The organism is Flavobacterium sp. (assembly GCF_035195345.1).
GTDB lineage: Bacteria > Bacteroidota > Bacteroidia > Flavobacteriales > Flavobacteriaceae > Flavobacterium.
Genome location: NZ_CP136574.1, coordinates 2,221,606 through 2,238,303, shown reverse-complemented (window position 1 = coordinate 2,238,303; position 16,698 = coordinate 2,221,606). Strand labels below are relative to the sequence as shown.

Below are 16,698 nucleotides of genomic sequence, written 5' to 3'. Positions count from 1 at the left end.
AACAGGATTTAGAACTGATTACTAAATACTGAACACTGAATACTTTCTTTTTATTCTTTTAAATTGGTAATTAAAATTTTATCAATTTTAACACCATCCATATCGATAACTTCGAACTCTAGTTTGTTCCAAATTAACTTTTGTCCTTGTTTTGGGATTATCCCTAATTCTGTTATGATTAATCCGCTAACTGTTGTTACTTCGTAATCACCTGTTAACTCATCCATATCGAAATAAGTTAAGAAATCATGTAACGAATAATGTCCGTCAACTAACCACGAACCGTCTTCTCTTGCCACAATTTTAAATTCGTCTTCATAGAAATCAGCCGCATCTCCTACTAACGCCTCTAAAATATCATTCAATGTAATTATTCCTTGAAAAACACCATGTTCATCAGTAACCAAAGCATAATGCACTTTTGAAATTTTAAAATTTTCCAATGCTTTATAGGCTGAAGTTTGTTCGATAAAATAAACAGGTTCTCTTGTAATTGCTTTTAAATCAAAGTTTCCTTTTTCAAAACCTGAAAACAAATCTTTTAATAAAACGATTCCTTCCACATCGTCTAAATTATCCGCACAAACGGGATAAACCGAATGCAATTCATCTAAAACTTTTGCTTTAATCTCTTCGATGGAATCTTCGTACGACAAATACACAATCGAATTTCGGTGCGTCATTAACGAATTTACTTTTCTATCGCCAATATGGAAAACACGTTCCACAATATCTTGTTCAATTTCTTGAACTTCTCCTACTTCTGTTCCTTCTTTAATAATAGCCTTGATTTCTTCTTCGGTAACTTTGCCATCAGCGGTTGGTTTTATTTTAAGTATTTTCAATAAAAACTCGGTTGAAGTAGTTAACAACCATATAAAAGGCATTGTAATCGTAGAAACTAATTTCATTGGAACGGCAAATGCTTTGGCAATTCCTTCAGGATAATTTAAACCAATTCTTTTGGGTAATAATTCTCCTAAAACTAATGAGAAAAAAGTTAAAACCACAACCACAATTCCTACCGCAACAGAATTAGCATACGGTTTTAATGCTTCAAAAGTGGCTACAAAGTTTTGAACATCTGTAGTAATTTTATCTCCAGAATAAATACCCGTTAAAATTCCGATTAAGGTAATTCCGATTTGAACCGTTGATAAAAATTCGTTGGGCGAATTAGCTAAATCTAAAGCTGCTTTAGCATTTTTATTTCCTTTTTTAGCCGCTGTTTCCAATCGGTTTTTACGCGCTGAAATCAATGCAATTTCCGACATTGAAAAAACACCGTTTAAAAGAATTAGAAAAAGAATGATTAAAATTTCCATAATTAAAATTATAAAAAAAGAGCTAAAATCCTAAATTACGGAAATAGCTCCTTTTCTGTGTGCAAATATCGAAAAAAAAATCGAAAGCCCGAAATTTTTCTCTCAAGCCTTATTTATTATTGAAACGTATCTAAAACTAAACTCAATCTTTCGGTTACTTCATCAATAGCACCAATACCATCCACTGCATGAAATTTGTGTTGCGATTTGTAATAATCCATTAGAGGCGCCGTTTTTTCGTTGTATTCTTGGTAACGATTTCTGATTTTTTCTTCATCTTGATCGTCGGGTCTTCCTGAAGTTTTTCCTCTTTCTAACAAACGTTGCACTAAGATTTCATCATTCGCTTCCAAAGCAACTGTAGCTGTAATTTCTTGATTTTTACCTTCTAAAAACTTATCTAAAGCTTCAGCTTGTGCAATAGTTCTTGGAAAACCATCAAATAAAAAACCTGCAGCTTGTGGATTTTTATCCACTTCGCTTTGCAACATTTTAATAGTTACTTCATCAGGTACTAAATCTCCTTTATCCATAAAAGTTTTAGCTAATCTTCCTAAATCAGTATCATTTTTAATATTAAATCTAAAAATATCTCCAGTAGATAAATGTACTAAATTGTATTTGTGTTTTAAAAAATCGGCTTGCGTTCCTTTCCCTGCTCCTGGCTTACCAAATAATACGATATTGATCATTGTTTTAGTTGTGTTTAAAAATTTTGGTCTTTATTCTATTTTCTTTGTTCTGTCTTCTTTACTCAGATAATTGGTATACGTCTTTTAAATTTCTTCCTAAACCATCATAGTCCAAACCATATCCTACAATAAATTTGTTTGGAATTCGAATCCCTACATAATCTAATTTGATGTCTTTTTTATAAGCTTCTGGCTTTAAAAATAAAGTTGCAATTTTAAAATGTTTCACGTTGTGTTGTTTTAAAATTGCTTTTAATTCTTCAATCGTATTTCCTGTATCTACAATATCTTCCACAATAACTACAGAACGACCTTCAAGATTTTGGTTTACTCCTATTAATTGTTTCACTTCGTTTGTAGTTTGCGTTCCTTCATACGAAGCCATTTTTACGAATGAAACTTCGCAATTGTGACTGTATTTTTTTAGCAAATCGGCCACAACCATAAAAGAGCCATTCAAAACTCCAATAAAAACAGGCACATCATCGCAAAAATCGTCTTCAATTTGTTTAGCCATGTTTTCTATGGCGAAGTTAATTTCTTCTCCCGAAATAAAAACTTCAAATTTTTTATCGTGTAGTTGTATCACTTTGGTTAGATTTAGAAATAAACAACAAATTTAAGAAAGTCAAACGAATAGCTGTAAAGTATTTTATTTTTTTTGCAAATTTGATATATTTACCAAATGAAAACTGATTTAGTAAATAAGATTAATCAAAGTACTGCTCACCGAAAAAGTCGCGTTTATTTAAGTAATTACATAATTCGCCACGAAGAATTACTAAACGAATTCATATCAATTGCATTTGACATACAAAATGAAAATCACGTAAAAGCTTTTTGGAGCTTAGAATTCGTTTGCGAAAAAAAATTAAAACTATTCACTCCCTACCTTGATTTATTTTGCGAGGTATTACCTAAAATAAAAGACGATTCTGCCGTTAGACCCGCTACTAAAATTTGTATGTTTCTGGCAAAAAGTAATCATCGAAAAAATGGCATTTCATTATCGCAAGAACAAGAACACCATTTAATAGAAGCACTTATTGACCGCTTGATTCAAGACGAAAAAGTAGCATCAAAAGTATATGCTATGAAAGCACTTTTTGTGTTAGGAAAAAAATACGATTGGGTTCACGAAGAATTAAAAACCATCATCGAACAAGATTATTCGAATCATACCGCGGCTTACCAAGCGGCCACTCGAAATCTTTTGAAAAAACTCAACAAGTAACAAATTGTTAATTATCAATTGTTAATTATCAATTGTCTGAGTATCTTTGCGACACAAACAACAACTACACCAAATGAATTATTTTTCTTCTGATTTTAAATTAGGAATTTTAGGAGGAGGTCAATTAGGAAAAATGCTTTTGACCGAAACACGAAAATTCGATATTCAAACTTTAGTTTTAGAACCAAGCGAAGAAGCTCCAGCACGATACAGTTGCAACGGATTTTACAAAGGCAGTTTAATGGATTTTGATACGGTTTACCAATTTGGGAAAATGGTCAATTTGTTGACTATCGAAATTGAGAATGTAAATTTAGATGCTTTAGATAAATTAGAAGAAGAAGGATTACCGATTTACCCTTCCCCAAAAACCTTACGTTTGATTCAAAACAAAGGAAAACAAAAAGATTATTACGTTTCAAACGATATTCCTACTTCGCCACACCAACGCTTTGTTGATTTAAGCGACTTAAGAAATGCTTTAGCAAAAGACGAATTAGAATTTCCATTTGTGTGGAAATGTGCGCAATTTGGCTATGATGGAAATGGCGTTAAAATTTGTCGTTCTGCATTAGACTTGGTAAAATTACCCGATGTAGAATGCATTGCTGAAGAAATGGTTCCGTTCAAAAATGAATTAGCAGTAATTGTAGCGCGTTCCGTTTCTGGAGAAGTGAAAACCTATCCAGTTGTAGAAATGGAATTTCATCCAGAAGCCAATCAAGTAGAATATGTAATTTGTCCTGCTCGAATTGATGAAAAAGTAGCGCAAAAAGCTACAGACATTGCTTTAAAAGTTTCGGAAGCTTTTAATCATGTTGGTTTGTTAGCTGTAGAAATGTTCCAAACAGCAGACGATGAAATTTTGGTAAACGAAGTCGCTCCTCGCCCACATAATTCTGGACATTATTCGATTGAAGCGAGTTATACTTCGCAATTCGAAAATCATTTACGTGCTATTTTAAACTTACCTTTAGGAAACACCGATAGCAAAGTTGCCGGAATTATGGTAAATTTGGTAGGTGAAGAAGGGTATTCTGGACAAGTAGTTTACGAAAACATAGAAAAAATCATGGCAATTGATGGTGTAACAGCACATATTTACGGAAAAAGAGAAACAAGACCTTTCCGAAAAATGGGACACGTTACCATTGTAAATGAAAATATGACGGCAGCAAGAAAAATTGCAGAGGAAGTGAAGAATTCTATAAGAGTAATCAGTGTTAAGTCACAGTAATCAGTCGAAGTTGGTAGTTTTGAAAACTAAATAAACTTGAAACCTTAAACTTGAAACAAAAAACAAATGAGCAAAGTAGCAATAATAATGGGAAGCATTTCGGATATGCCAGTAATGCAAGAAGCCATCGACATATTAAAAGGATTTGATATTGAAACCGAAGTAGATATTGTTTCGGCACACCGTACACCTGAAAAATTATTTGATTTCAGTAAAAACGCACACGAAAGAGGTATTTCAGTAATTATTGCTGGTGCTGGTGGTGCGGCTCATTTACCTGGAATGGTTGCTTCTATGTCGCCACTTCCTGTAATTGGAGTTCCTGTAAAATCAAGTAATTCTATTGATGGATGGGATTCGGTTTTATCAATTTTACAAATGCCTGGGGGAGTTCCTGTGGCAACTGTTGCATTAAACGGAGCTAAAAATGCTGGAATCTTAGCCGCACAAATTATCGGAAGTGCTGATAAATGTGTTTTAGACAAAATTATCGCTTATAAAGAAGGTTTGAAACAAGCGGTTTTAAAAGCCTCGGAAGGATTGAAATAAATAGAAAATCCCGAGTTATTGCTAACTCGGGATTTCTACTCACAATTAAGTGACAACTATAAAAAAATTCTACTCTCTCTCTGTTTGGGACAAAAAGGATGTTTTTTACATCATTTCATCGACAAAATTATACACTTTATCGATAAAAACAAATTTTTATGCAACTTTTTTCAAAAAAATTTACAACAAAGCACAATACAGCACCTTTCGGTAAGATAATTCTTTCAGAGTACAAAGAATCTTTTGAAAAAACTATCGAACTAGCTCGTACTGAAATTGATAACATTGTCAACAACCCTGAAAAACCTACTTTTTCAAACACAATTGAAGCATTAGATTATTCAGGAGAGCAATTAGATCGATTGTCTTCTATATTCTTTAATTTGAATTCGGCTGAAACTTGCGATGAAATGCAAAAAATCGCACAAGAAGTTTCGCCATTACTAACAGCCTTTAGTAACGATATCGCATTGAATGAAGAGTTGTTCAAAAGAGTAAAAGCCGTTTATGATCAAAAAGATACATTGACATTAACGACTGAACAAGCTACATTATTAGACAAAAAATTCAAAGGATTTTCTAGAAATGGAGCGTTGCTTAATGAAGAAGACAAATTAAAATTACGCGAAATTGATACCGAATTAGCCAAAGTCAAACTTACTTTCGGTGAAAATGTTTTGGCGGAAACCAATAATTATCAATTACATATTACCAATGAAGCCGATTTAAAAGGTTTGCCTGATGGCGCTAAAGAAATGGCGGCGAGTTTGGCAAAATCGAAAAATTTGGAAGGTTGGGTTTTTACTTTAGATTTCCCAAGTTATTTGCCTTTTGTAACGTATGTTGAAAATCGTGAATTACGAAAAGAAATCGCAATCGCTGCTGGAAAAAAATCGTTTCAAGATAATGAATTCGATAATAAAGAAAACGTAAAACGCATTGTAGAATTACGTCACAAACGTGCGAATTTATTAGGCTACCAATCGCATTCGCATTTTGTTTTGGAAGAACGAATGGCGCAAAATCCAGAAAAAGTACAATCGTTTTTGAATGATTTATTGGAAAAAGCAAAACCAGCAGCTCATAAAGAATTTGCTGAATTAACAGCTTTCGCAAAAGAATTAGACGGAATTGACCAATTAGAAAAATGGGATGGCGCGTATTATTCGGAAAAATTGAAACAAAAATTATTCAGTTTGGATGATGAATTGTTGAAACCGTATTTCAAATTAGAAAATGTATTAAATGGTGCTTTTACGATTGCAGAAAAGTTATTCGGAATAACCTTCAAAGAAGTTTTTGATATTGATAAATACCACGATGATGTTCAAACTTTTGAAGTGTTGGATTTCGAAGGAAATTTGGTTGCTATTTTCTATTCAGATTTTTTTCCGAGGAAAGGAAAACGAAACGGTGCTTGGATGACATCCTACAAACCACAATATATTAAGGAAGGAATCAACGAAAGACCTCATGTTTCTATCGTTTGTAATTTCACACCACCAACCGAAACAAAACCTTCGTTATTGACTTTTAACGAAGTAACGACATTGTTTCATGAGTTTGGACACGCATTGCATGGCATGTTAGCGAATACAACTTATCCAAGTTTGTCGGGAACTTCGGTGTATTGGGATTTTGTGGAATTACCAAGCCAAGTGATGGAAAACTGGTGTTACGAACCAGAAGCGTTAGCTTTGTTTGCCAAACATTATGAAACAGGCGAAATTATTCCGCAACAATATGTAGAAAAAATCAAAGAAAGCGCGAGTTTCTTAGAAGGAATGGCTACGTTACGTCAATTGAGTTTCGGAATTTTAGACATGACGTATCATGGAAAATCGCAAACTATTGACGATGTAAAAGCTTTTGAAAAACAAGCAATGGAAGGCATAAGCTTATATCCAGACGTAGCCGAAAATTGCATGAGTACGTCGTTTTCGCATATTTTTCAAGGCGGTTATTCTTCAGGATATTACAGCTACAAATGGGCGGAAGTTTTAGATGCTGATGCGTTTGCGTATTTCCAAGAAAAAGGCATTTTCAATAAAGAAGTAGCTACCAAATTCAAAGACAACGTACTTTCAAAAGGTGGTACCGAATTACCAATGGAATTGTATAAAAAATTCAGAGGTCAGGAACCAAAAGTGGAAGCTTTGTTGAAAAGGGCAGGGCTTTTGTAAAACATCAAACCTGACAGGTTTTCGAAACCTGTCAGGTTTAATCACTTCAAAAACTCTCTAAAATTATCCTTATTCACCACCAAAAAACTTGGGTTATACGCATCCGAAAAAGATTTTGGTAATTTCGCTTTTTTAGTAGTTGCCCATTTGAATTCAAAAGCACTTACTTTATCCGAATTGATTTCGATATAATCAATTTCTTGTTGCGTTGTGGTTCGCCAAAAATAAGGCTTCGCTATACTTTGTGTATAAGACAATTGTTTCATTCGTTCAGAAACTAAAAAATTTTCCCACAATGCACCTTTATCTTGTCTGAATTCTAAAGCATTGAAATTACCAATTAGCATATTCAGCACACCATTATCATAAAAGTATATTTTTTTATTTGCTTTTATTTCGTTTCGAATATTCTTTGAAAAACTTGTCAAACGGAAAATCACAAAGCTTTTTTCCAACAGATCAATGTAATTATTTACTGTGTTTTTATCTACTCCAACCAACTGAGCAATTTCGTTATAGCTTACTTCACTTCCTACTTGCATAGCAAGAGCGCGTAAAATTTTCTCTAAAACTTCTGACTTTCTAATACCTGCCAAAGCCAAAATATCTTTGTACAAATAACTCGAAACCAAGTTTTTCAAGATTTCGTGTTCAGCACCCAAATTATTGATAACATCGGGATACATTCCGTACAATAATCGAATCTCAAATTGTTGTTGTGCCTTCATGTAACCCACACTACTTTCAAATTCCTTCCATGAAACGGGAAACATATGAAACTCAAATTTTCTACCTGTTAATGGCTCCTGCGTAACATTATTAATATCTAAAGAAGAAGATCCGCTCACAATAACTTGCACATCTTTTATTTGATCTACTATAATTTTCAACTTCAGTCCAATATTAGGAATGCGTTGCACCTCATCAATAAAAATATATTTATGATTACCAATAATACTTTTCAAAATTTCTGTATTAGCATTAGCTAAAGTTTCGGTTACAGTATTATCATCCCCATCCAAAAACAAATACTCTTTATCTTTTAAAATGGAATTAATTAAAGTTGTTTTTCCTACTTGTCTTGGACCAATTAACACAATAACTTTTCCTTTGTGTAATTTTGCCTCCAAATTAGCTGCTAAATCTCTAAAAATCATACCTTAAATTTTAAACAAATTTATATGTTTTATTTCTATTCACCAAATTTATATTTTTTTGGTGATTATATTCACCAAATTTATGTATTTTTTAGTGATTATATTCACCAATATTAAACTTTTTACAATCAAAATAACAAACTTTCATTTTTTTTTGAAACTTTAAAAACTTTATTGTACATTTGTCTCATGGAATTCAAAGAAGCAAAAAATAAATTCGTACAAACCTGGGGAGCTTTAGGTTCTCAATGGGGTATTAACAAAACCATGGCACAAATTCATGCGTTGTTGATGGTTTCGCACGAACCTGTTTCTATGGAAGACATTATGGAAGAATTACAAATTTCGCGCGGGAATGCTTCGATGAATTTAAGAGCTTTAATGGATTGGGGCATCGTGTACAAAGAATACAAAGCGGGCGAAAGACGTGAATTTTTCACAGCCGAAAAAGATTTAGACGAATTAGCCGTAAAAATTTCTAGAGAACGCAGCAAACGTGAAATCAAACCTGCGTTGAAAGTTTTGAAAGAAGTTTCTTCTATAAAATCAGACAACACTGAAGCAGAAAAACATTTCGTAGATCAAACCACAAAGTTGTACGACTTCGTATTAAAAGCCGATAACGTTTTAGATAAAATCACCGAATATAAAGACAATTGGTTGGCAAAATTGGTTGTTAAAATCATGAAGTAAAAAAATTTAATCATAACTTTCAATTATTTCTGAAAGTTTAAAATAATAGATAATATGGGAATAATAAAAACACTCAACTCAATAGCTATTGGAATACCCATAGTTCTAGCTTTAATTGGTTATTTCACCAATGACCTATCGGGAAACTATTATGGATTTGCTCTGTTTTCAACAATACTTACAGGATTTATTCAATTAATATTAGGAATAATTCTTCTATTTAAATTCAAAGAAAACATTCATTACAAAATATATTTCTTAGGTGTTATAATGTTCTTTTCGATTTGGATTTGGTGTCCAATAATTAATAAAGTAGACTATTTCACTTATACATTGATTTATATTCAACCAATATTAGCTATCTACTTATCAATATTGATCTATAAAACTCCAAACAAATGAACCTCAACATCATCGCCTACCTAATCTATTTTAGCATTACAGCCATCATCATTGTCAAAGTTGGAAAAGTCTGTTATCAAAACGGAAACATTTTCGTTTCGCAATTGATTCCTAATCATCAAGACTTGTGTCACAAAATAAATCAATTGCTTTTGGTGGGATATTATCTGTTAAATATTGGTTATTGTGCGATGACGATAATTTCTTGGGAACAAATTGAAAACATCACACAACTCATAGAAGTGATTACCTCAAAATCGGCTTTCATTATTATTGCGATTGCCGTTATGCATTACATCAACATTATATTATTAACGAATTACATCAAAAAATTAATTTAAACACAATTATTATGGAAACTACAAAAATTTTAATCGGCTATGCAATTTATCTTCCAATTGCTTTATTTTTAACCTACTATGTTTCAAAAACACTTTTTAAAAACAGTAAAATTTATATGTTGGATATTTTTAAAGGTCGAGAAGAAATCGCCAACGCAACCAACAAACTATTCGAAACTGGATTTTATTTATTGAATTTAGGTTTTGCGCTTATGATTTTAGAAATTTATTTATACAAAGACAGTTATCAAGAACTGATTGAAAAACTGAGTTATAAGATTGGTGGATTTTCAATTTATTTAGGCATCATGTTGTTCTTGAACTTATTTTTCTTCTTTAAAGGAAAACGAAAAGCTAGTCAAACGCAAACAGAACAAGTAATGGTTGTTAATGGATAAATTCACAATCCTGACAGGTTTTTGAAACCTGTCAGGATTAGTAATAACCACCACAAAATCGGAACACTTTCTAACCAAAACGAAGCGTAATAGCGTGAACGATTTTCATGAGCAAAAAAGAGAAAAATAGCAATAGTTCCACAAACCAAAAGTTTAAAAAAGAAAAGCAAAAAGTGATGGTTATTGGTATAAAAAAACTCTAAAATCAGCAATAAAAACAATAATAGATAACCGAGTTTTTTGGTCAACTTCACTCCTATTTTCTGCGGAACGGTTTGCAAATGCAAGTCATCGTGTTTTACATCCACAATATCAAACACCAAAACTATTGAGAACACCAATAAAAAACGTTGCATCGCCATCAAAAGCACATCCATAGAAAACGGAATTTCAGCTTCTACCAAAGGCAAAATCACGGTTACTCCTACCCAAGTAATTCCGACAATGTAAATTTTCACCCCTTTCCAATTTCTAGCGTTTTGTTTGTTTGGAAAAAACGGTAATGTATACAATAAAGTTAAACCTAAAAAAACAAATGCACTAATTTGAGTCACCCAACACAATTGTAGAAAAAAATAAAAACAAGCAATTGAAGAAAGAAAACTTAACAAAACAATTCCTTTTAGTTCTTTTTTGATTTGATTTTTGTTTAATCTTGCTAAGGCATCGTATTTTACAAAATTATACCCTACAACAGTTCCAAAAAAAGCAAAGAAAACAATCGACAAACCGCCGTCAATATTGAAAAAATAGTGCGCCATAGACACCAAAGCAAAAGCCGACAAAGCCACATGTAAGCTACTATTGATATAGAAATCGATAATTTTCTTTAAAACAACCATTCAACAAAAATAATCAATCTGTTAATAAGACTCGATTTTAGTTGATAAAATCACAAAAAATCACATTTTAAAAACAAATTATTACAAGATTAATAATTACTTTTGTGTTCCAAAACAACACAAAATAACACACATACACATTTTTAGTAAATGAGAACAGATGCATTCGCTTTGAGACATTTAGGCCCACGTAATAGTGACTTAAATCACATGTTTAAAACGGTTGGTGTAGAATCTTTAGACCAATTAATTTTTGAAACCATTCCAGATGATATTCGTTTAAAAAACGACTTAAATTTAGACGCTCCTATGACTGAGTATGAGTATTTAACTCACATTCAAGAATTAGGAAAGAAAAACAAAGCATTCAAATCATATATTGGTTTAGGATATCACCCAGCGATCGTTCCAGCAGTTATTCAAAGAAATATTTTTGAAAACCCAGGATGGTACACCGCTTACACACCTTATCAAGCTGAAATTGCACAAGGTCGTTTAGAAGCGATTTTGAATTTCCAAACTACGGTTATCGAATTAACAGGAATGGAAATCGCAAATGCGTCTTTACTTGACGAAGGAACAGCTGCTGCAGAAGCAATGGCATTACTTTTTGATGTAAGAACACGCGATCAAAAGAAAAATAACGTGAAGAAGTTCTTCGTTTCGGAAGAAATTTTACCACAAACCTTATCCGTTTTACAAACACGTTCTACTCCATTAAATATTGAATTAGTAGTTGGAAATCACGAAACTTTCGATTTCTCAACAGAATTCTTTGGTGCAATTTTACAATATCCTGGAAAATACGGTCAAGTTTATGACTATGCAGGATTCATTGCAAAAGCAGCAGAAAACGAAATCAAAGTAGCGGTTGCTGCTGATATTTTATCGTTAGCGAAATTAACTTCTCCAGGTGAAATGGGAGCTGCTGTAGTTGTAGGAACTACACAACGTTTTGGTATTCCAATGGGTTACGGTGGTCCACACGCTGGATATTTCGCAACGAAAGAAGAATTCAAACGTTCGATGCCAGGAAGAATCATTGGTGTTTCTATCGATGTAAACGGAAACCGTGCATTACGTATGGCTTTAGGAACTCGTGAGCAACACATCAAACGCGAAAAAGCAACTTCAAACATTTGTACAGCGCAAGTTTTACTAGCGGTTATGGCTGGAATGTACGCTGTATATCACGGACCAAAAGGCTTACAATATATTGCTGATAAAGTACACGCTTCTGCGGTTACCACTGCTGATGCTTTAAATAAATTAGGTGTTTACCAAACGAATTCAGCTTTCTTCGATACGATTTTAGTTAAATTTGATGCGAATAAAGTAAAAGCAATTGCTGAAAAACACGAAGTAAATTTCTTCTATCCAGATGCTGAAACGATTTCGATTTCTTTTAACGAAACAACTTCGGTAAACGACATCAATCAAATCATTGCCATTTTTGCTGAAGCAACTGGAAAAGATACATTTACAATTAGTCAATTAGCCAATGAAGTAATGGTTCCTGAAAACTTAGTGAGAAAATCAACTTTCTTACAATATGATGTTTTCAACAATCATCATTCAGAATCACAGTTGATGCGTTATATCAAAAAATTAGAGCGTAAAGATTTATCGTTAAATCACTCAATGATTTCATTAGGTTCTTGTACTATGAAATTAAATGCTGCTGCTGAAATGTTGCCTTTATCGATGGCAAATTGGAACAGCATTCACCCTTTTGCTCCTGTTGAACAAGCAGAAGGTTACCAAATCATGTTGAAAAAATTAGAGCAACAATTGAATGTTGTAACTGGTTTCCAAGGAACAACGTTACAACCAAATTCGGGTGCTCAAGGTGAATACGCTGGTTTAATGGCTATTCGTGCTTACCATTTATCAAGAGGCGACTACCACAGAAATGTGTGTTTAATTCCAGCTTCTGCTCACGGAACCAATCCAGCTTCTGCTGCTATGGCAGGAATGGAAATCATCGTAACAAAAACCATGGAGAATGGAAATATCGATGTAGAAGATTTAAGAGCAAAAGCAATCTTACACAAAGACAACTTATCAGCTTTGATGGTTACTTATCCATCAACGCACGGAGTTTTTGAAAGTGCTATTATAGAAATTACCAAAATCATTCACGATAATGGTGGATTAGTTTATATGGATGGTGCAAATATGAATGCACAAGTTGGATTAACCAATCCTGCAACTATTGGTGCTGATGTTTGTCACTTAAACTTACACAAAACATTCGCTATTCCTCATGGTGGTGGTGGACCAGGCGTTGGACCAATTTGTGTAAACGAAAAATTAGTTCCATTCTTACCAACCAATCCAATTATTCCAACAGGTGGAAGTCAAGCTATCACAGCTATTTCTTCTGCACCTTATGGATCGGCTTTGGTTTGTTTAATTTCTTACGGTTACATCACTATGTTAGGCGCTGAAGGGTTGACAAATGCTACTAAATATGCTATCTTAAATGCAAATTACATGAAAGCGCGTTTAGACGAACATTATCCAGTTTTATATTCTGGAGAAATGGGAAGAGCGGCTCACGAAATGATTTTAGATTGTAGAGCTTTCGAAGAAAAAGGAATCAAAGTAACAGATATCGCAAAACGTTTAATGGATTATGGTTTCCATGCGCCAACCGTTTCTTTCCCAGTAGCTGGAACGTTAATGATTGAACCTACAGAATCTGAAGATTTAGCAGAATTAGATCGTTTTTGTGATGCGATGATTTCTATTCGTAAAGAAATTGAAGCTTCAACAAAAGAAGATGCTAATAACATTTTAAGAAATGCGCCTCATACTTTAGCAATGGTTACAGCTAACGATTGGGTTTTCCCATACACAAGAGAACAAGCTGCTTATGCTTTAGATTATATTGCGGAGAATAAATTTTGGCCAACAGTTCGTCGTATTGATGAAGCATATGGAGATAGAAATTTAGTATGTTCTTGTGCACCAATTGAAGCGTACATGTAAAATAAACAACCAATTTTTGTGAGCTATTAAAAATATAGTTCACAAATTTGGTTTAAATTATCAGTTAAGACATTAAAGTTGTAAATAAAAAAATTAACTTGTTAAAAAACATGAAGCTAAAATTTACTCAAAATATTAAATTTGTAATAGTTCTCCTTTTATTCCCAATTTTTAGTAACGCTGAAATAAAAGTCAAAATTTATTATGAACTTACAAGTAACGGATATGAAATTTTTGCTGATAACGATGAGTTTTGTACAGTAAGTGTTAAAATAAACTTTACTACTACAAATCTTTCTATTGAAGGTGGAAATAACAAAACATACGTTATTGATTCAAAAAGAAAAAAGCAACATTTAACAACATTAACTGAAATCAAAAAAGGCAAAGCTTACAAATTTTCCTTTCAAAGTAATTCAAATTATGGTTCAGTACTAGATAAGGAATTTGACATTGATTATGTCTATGATTTACCATATAAAACACATGAAAATTATACTGTTAGTCAAGGTTACAACGGAACATTTTCACATCAAAATGAGAATTCCCTAGATTTCTTAATGCCAATTGGAACTGAAATAACAGCAGTAAGAGATGGGATAGTAATTAATTTAATTGATAGTAATAATAAAAACTGCCCTACAAAAGATTGCATGAAATTTAATAATGTAATTTTAATTTATCATTCTGACAATACTTTTGCTGAATATGCTCATTTAAAACTTAAAGGAGCAAAAGTAAAAGTTGGGGATAAAATTACAAAAGGACAGGTAATTGGACTTAGTGGAAATGTAGGATGGAGTACAGCAGCACATTTACACTTAGTGATTTTTAAACAAGGGATTGAAAAAAGAGAAACTTTAAAGACAAAATTCAAAACCAATGAAGCAACTATTGAATTTTTAAACGAAAATAAAAACTACTTTAGGAAATATTAAACATTAGGTTTCAAATTAAAAATTTGAAACCTTTTTTTTCACCCATTACCCATCGCCTTTAACCCACTACCCTAAAATGAACGACATCGAAACCAGAGAAGATATTTTACTCATCATGCGAAAATTTTATGATAAACTTTTAGCTGATGACTCCATTAATTTTTTCTTCACGAAAGTAACAGCAGTTGACCAACATTTGGAAGCGCATTTTGAGATTTTAGCTACCTTTTGGGAGCAATCTTTGTTTTTAAAAGGAGGTTATTTCAATAATATGTTTTCCATTCATAAAGAAGTTCACGATAAACAGGCTTTTACAAAAGAACATTTTGAAACTTGGTTAACTCTTTTTAATTCGACAATTGATGAGCATTTCTCAGGCAACTATGCCAAGCAAATGAAAACACAAGCGTTAAGCATGGCAACAATTATGCAGATAAAATTTCCGTAAACACCTCTAAAAAAGTCAATTTCATATTTTTTTTGAGCTTAAATTGACAATTTAATAATTAGCGTAAAAAAAAATCCTTTTTTAATTTATGTTAAGAAATAATTAATAATTTCGTTACATTAACAATAACTATTATGAATATTAAAATAACGGGTTCAGGAAGCTATATTCCAACTAAAAAAGTTACGAATTCTGATTTTGCTCAACATGATTTTTTGAATGAAGACGGCACAGCTTTTAATATGACGAATGATATTATTGCAGAAAAATTTGTTGAAATTACTGGAATTCTTGAAAGACGCTACGCAGATGACAATATGGTCAATTCTGATATGGCAATAATTGCTGCTAAAAAAGCTATCGAAAAATCAGGCATTGATCCTGAAACTTTAGACTATATCATTTTGGCTCACAATTACGGCGACATTAAAACAAATACCATACAATCAGATACAGTTCCCAGTTTAGCCACACGTGTTAAGTATGGATTACAAATTAAAAATCCAAAATGTGTCGCTTATGATATTCTTTTTGGTTGTCCAGGTTGGATAGAAGCTGTTATTCAAGCTCAAGCCTATATTAAAGCTGGAATGGCTAAAAAATGCTTAGTTATTGGTTCCGAAACTTTATCAAGAGTTGTAGATAAGCACGACCGCGACAGCATGATTTACTCTGATGGCGCAGGAGCAACAATTATTGAAGCTACAGATGATGAAGGCGGAATTTTAGCTCACGAATCAGCTACTTTTTCTTTTGATGAAGCTAAATTTTTATATTTTGGAAATTCTTTTAATAAAAATGAAGACCCAAATATTCGCTACATAAAAATGTATGGCAGAAAAATTTACGAATTTGCCCTTTCTAATGTTCCAAAAGCAATGGCTTCTTGCTTAGAGAAAAGCGGAATTGCCATTACCGACGTAAAGAAAATTTTAATTCATCAAGCAAATGAAAAAATGGATGAAGCCATCATCAATCGTTTTTACAAATTATATAAGATGGAAACTCCAACAGGAATTATGCCAATGAGTATTCACAAATTAGGTAATTCAAGTGTAGCAACAGTACCTACATTATTTGACCTAATTACTAATAATGAATTAGAAGGACAAATTTTAAATGAAGGCGATGTCATCATTTTTGCTTCTGTTGGTGCCGGAATGAATATTAATGCTATTGTGTACCAAATGTAATTTTTTTGTTTCAGGTTTAAAGTTTCAGGTTTAAAGTTAAATTGCTAATTTTACCAACTGTTTTCAACTTGA

The 16,698-nt window shown here is 32.6% G+C and carries 16 protein-coding genes; 11 read left to right on the top strand and 5 right to left on the bottom strand.

Annotated elements, in window-relative coordinates:
* Positions 1-50: 50 nt before the first annotated feature.
* From RSE15_RS10545 to hpt, 3 genes are all read right to left on the bottom strand, one after another.
* Positions 51-1,274: a hemolysin family protein gene (locus RSE15_RS10545; protein WP_324070456.1), complete on the bottom strand. Its 1,224-nt coding sequence runs from the start codon at positions 1,272-1,274 to the stop codon at positions 51-53.
* 167 nt (positions 1,275-1,441) lie between these two features.
* On the bottom strand, positions 1,442-2,017 hold the full coding sequence (locus RSE15_RS10540) for an adenylate kinase (RefSeq protein WP_324068354.1): 576 nt from the start codon (positions 2,015-2,017) through the stop codon (positions 1,442-1,444).
* Positions 2,018-2,075: 58 nt separating this feature from the next.
* Complete coding sequence (gene hpt, locus RSE15_RS10535; protein WP_324068352.1) at positions 2,076-2,606, bottom strand: hypoxanthine phosphoribosyltransferase; 531 nt, start codon at positions 2,604-2,606, stop codon at positions 2,076-2,078.
* A gap of 96 nt (positions 2,607-2,702) precedes the next feature.
* Here hpt and RSE15_RS10530 point away from each other — a divergent pair, with 96 nt between their 5' ends.
* The 4 genes from RSE15_RS10530 (at position 2,703) to RSE15_RS10515 (ending at position 7,220) form a co-directional block, all read left to right on the top strand.
* A complete protein-coding gene (locus tag RSE15_RS10530) occupies positions 2,703-3,251 on the top strand; it encodes a hypothetical protein (RefSeq protein WP_324068350.1) in 549 nt (182 codons plus the stop codon).
* Positions 3,252-3,324: 73 nt separating this feature from the next.
* Positions 3,325-4,488: a 5-(carboxyamino)imidazole ribonucleotide synthase gene (locus RSE15_RS10525; RefSeq protein WP_324068348.1), complete on the top strand. Its 1,164-nt coding sequence runs from the start codon at positions 3,325-3,327 to the stop codon at positions 4,486-4,488.
* 66 nt (positions 4,489-4,554) lie between these two features.
* Entirely contained in the window at positions 4,555-5,037 is a 483-nt protein-coding gene (purE, locus tag RSE15_RS10520; protein WP_324068346.1) for a 5-(carboxyamino)imidazole ribonucleotide mutase, read from the top strand.
* A 158-nt stretch (positions 5,038-5,195) separates the two neighbouring features.
* Positions 5,196-7,220: a M3 family metallopeptidase gene (locus RSE15_RS10515; RefSeq protein WP_324068345.1), complete on the top strand. Its 2,025-nt coding sequence runs from the start codon at positions 5,196-5,198 to the stop codon at positions 7,218-7,220.
* A gap of 41 nt (positions 7,221-7,261) precedes the next feature.
* Here RSE15_RS10515 and RSE15_RS10510 read toward each other — a convergent pair whose 3' ends face one another.
* On the bottom strand, positions 7,262-8,377 hold the full coding sequence (locus tag RSE15_RS10510) for an ATP-binding protein (protein WP_324068343.1): 1,116 nt from the start codon (positions 8,375-8,377) through the stop codon (positions 7,262-7,264).
* A 189-nt stretch (positions 8,378-8,566) separates the two neighbouring features.
* Here RSE15_RS10510 and RSE15_RS10505 point away from each other — a divergent pair, with 189 nt between their 5' ends.
* The 3 genes from RSE15_RS10505 to RSE15_RS10495 all read left to right on the top strand — a co-directional run bounded on the left by RSE15_RS10505 (position 8,567) and on the right by RSE15_RS10495 (position 10,211).
* Entirely contained in the window at positions 8,567-9,070 is a 504-nt protein-coding gene (locus RSE15_RS10505; protein ID WP_153207769.1) for a GbsR/MarR family transcriptional regulator, read from the top strand.
* A 398-nt stretch (positions 9,071-9,468) separates the two neighbouring features.
* A complete protein-coding gene (locus RSE15_RS10500; RefSeq protein WP_324068339.1) occupies positions 9,469-9,813 on the top strand; it encodes a hypothetical protein in 345 nt (114 codons plus the stop codon).
* 11 nt (positions 9,814-9,824) lie between these two features.
* A complete protein-coding gene (locus RSE15_RS10495; RefSeq protein ID WP_324068337.1) occupies positions 9,825-10,211 on the top strand; it encodes a hypothetical protein in 387 nt (128 codons plus the stop codon).
* A 2-nt stretch (positions 10,212-10,213) separates the two neighbouring features.
* Here the strand turns inward: RSE15_RS10495 and RSE15_RS10490 are convergent, their stop codons facing one another.
* Positions 10,214-11,053 carry a UbiA prenyltransferase family protein gene (locus tag RSE15_RS10490; protein ID WP_324068334.1) on the bottom strand — a complete coding sequence of 280 codons (840 nt, stop codon included), beginning with the start codon at positions 11,051-11,053 and terminating at the stop codon, positions 10,214-10,216.
* 150 nt (positions 11,054-11,203) lie between these two features.
* Between RSE15_RS10490 and gcvP the strand changes: the two genes are divergently transcribed.
* From gcvP to RSE15_RS10470, 4 genes are all read left to right on the top strand, one after another.
* Positions 11,204-14,047, top strand: a complete 2,844-nt coding sequence (gene gcvP, locus RSE15_RS10485; RefSeq protein ID WP_324068332.1) for an aminomethyl-transferring glycine dehydrogenase — start codon at positions 11,204-11,206, stop codon at positions 14,045-14,047.
* A 110-nt stretch (positions 14,048-14,157) separates the two neighbouring features.
* Complete coding sequence (locus RSE15_RS10480; RefSeq protein WP_324068329.1) at positions 14,158-14,985, top strand: peptidoglycan DD-metalloendopeptidase family protein; 828 nt, start codon at positions 14,158-14,160, stop codon at positions 14,983-14,985.
* Between the two features lie 76 nt (positions 14,986-15,061).
* Entirely contained in the window at positions 15,062-15,433 is a 372-nt protein-coding gene (locus tag RSE15_RS10475; protein ID WP_324068327.1) for a group III truncated hemoglobin, read from the top strand.
* A gap of 134 nt (positions 15,434-15,567) precedes the next feature.
* Positions 15,568-16,626 carry a 3-oxoacyl-ACP synthase III family protein gene (locus RSE15_RS10470; protein ID WP_324068325.1) on the top strand — a complete coding sequence of 353 codons (1,059 nt, stop codon included), beginning with the start codon at positions 15,568-15,570 and terminating at the stop codon, positions 16,624-16,626.
* Positions 16,627-16,698: the final 72 nt, after the last annotated feature.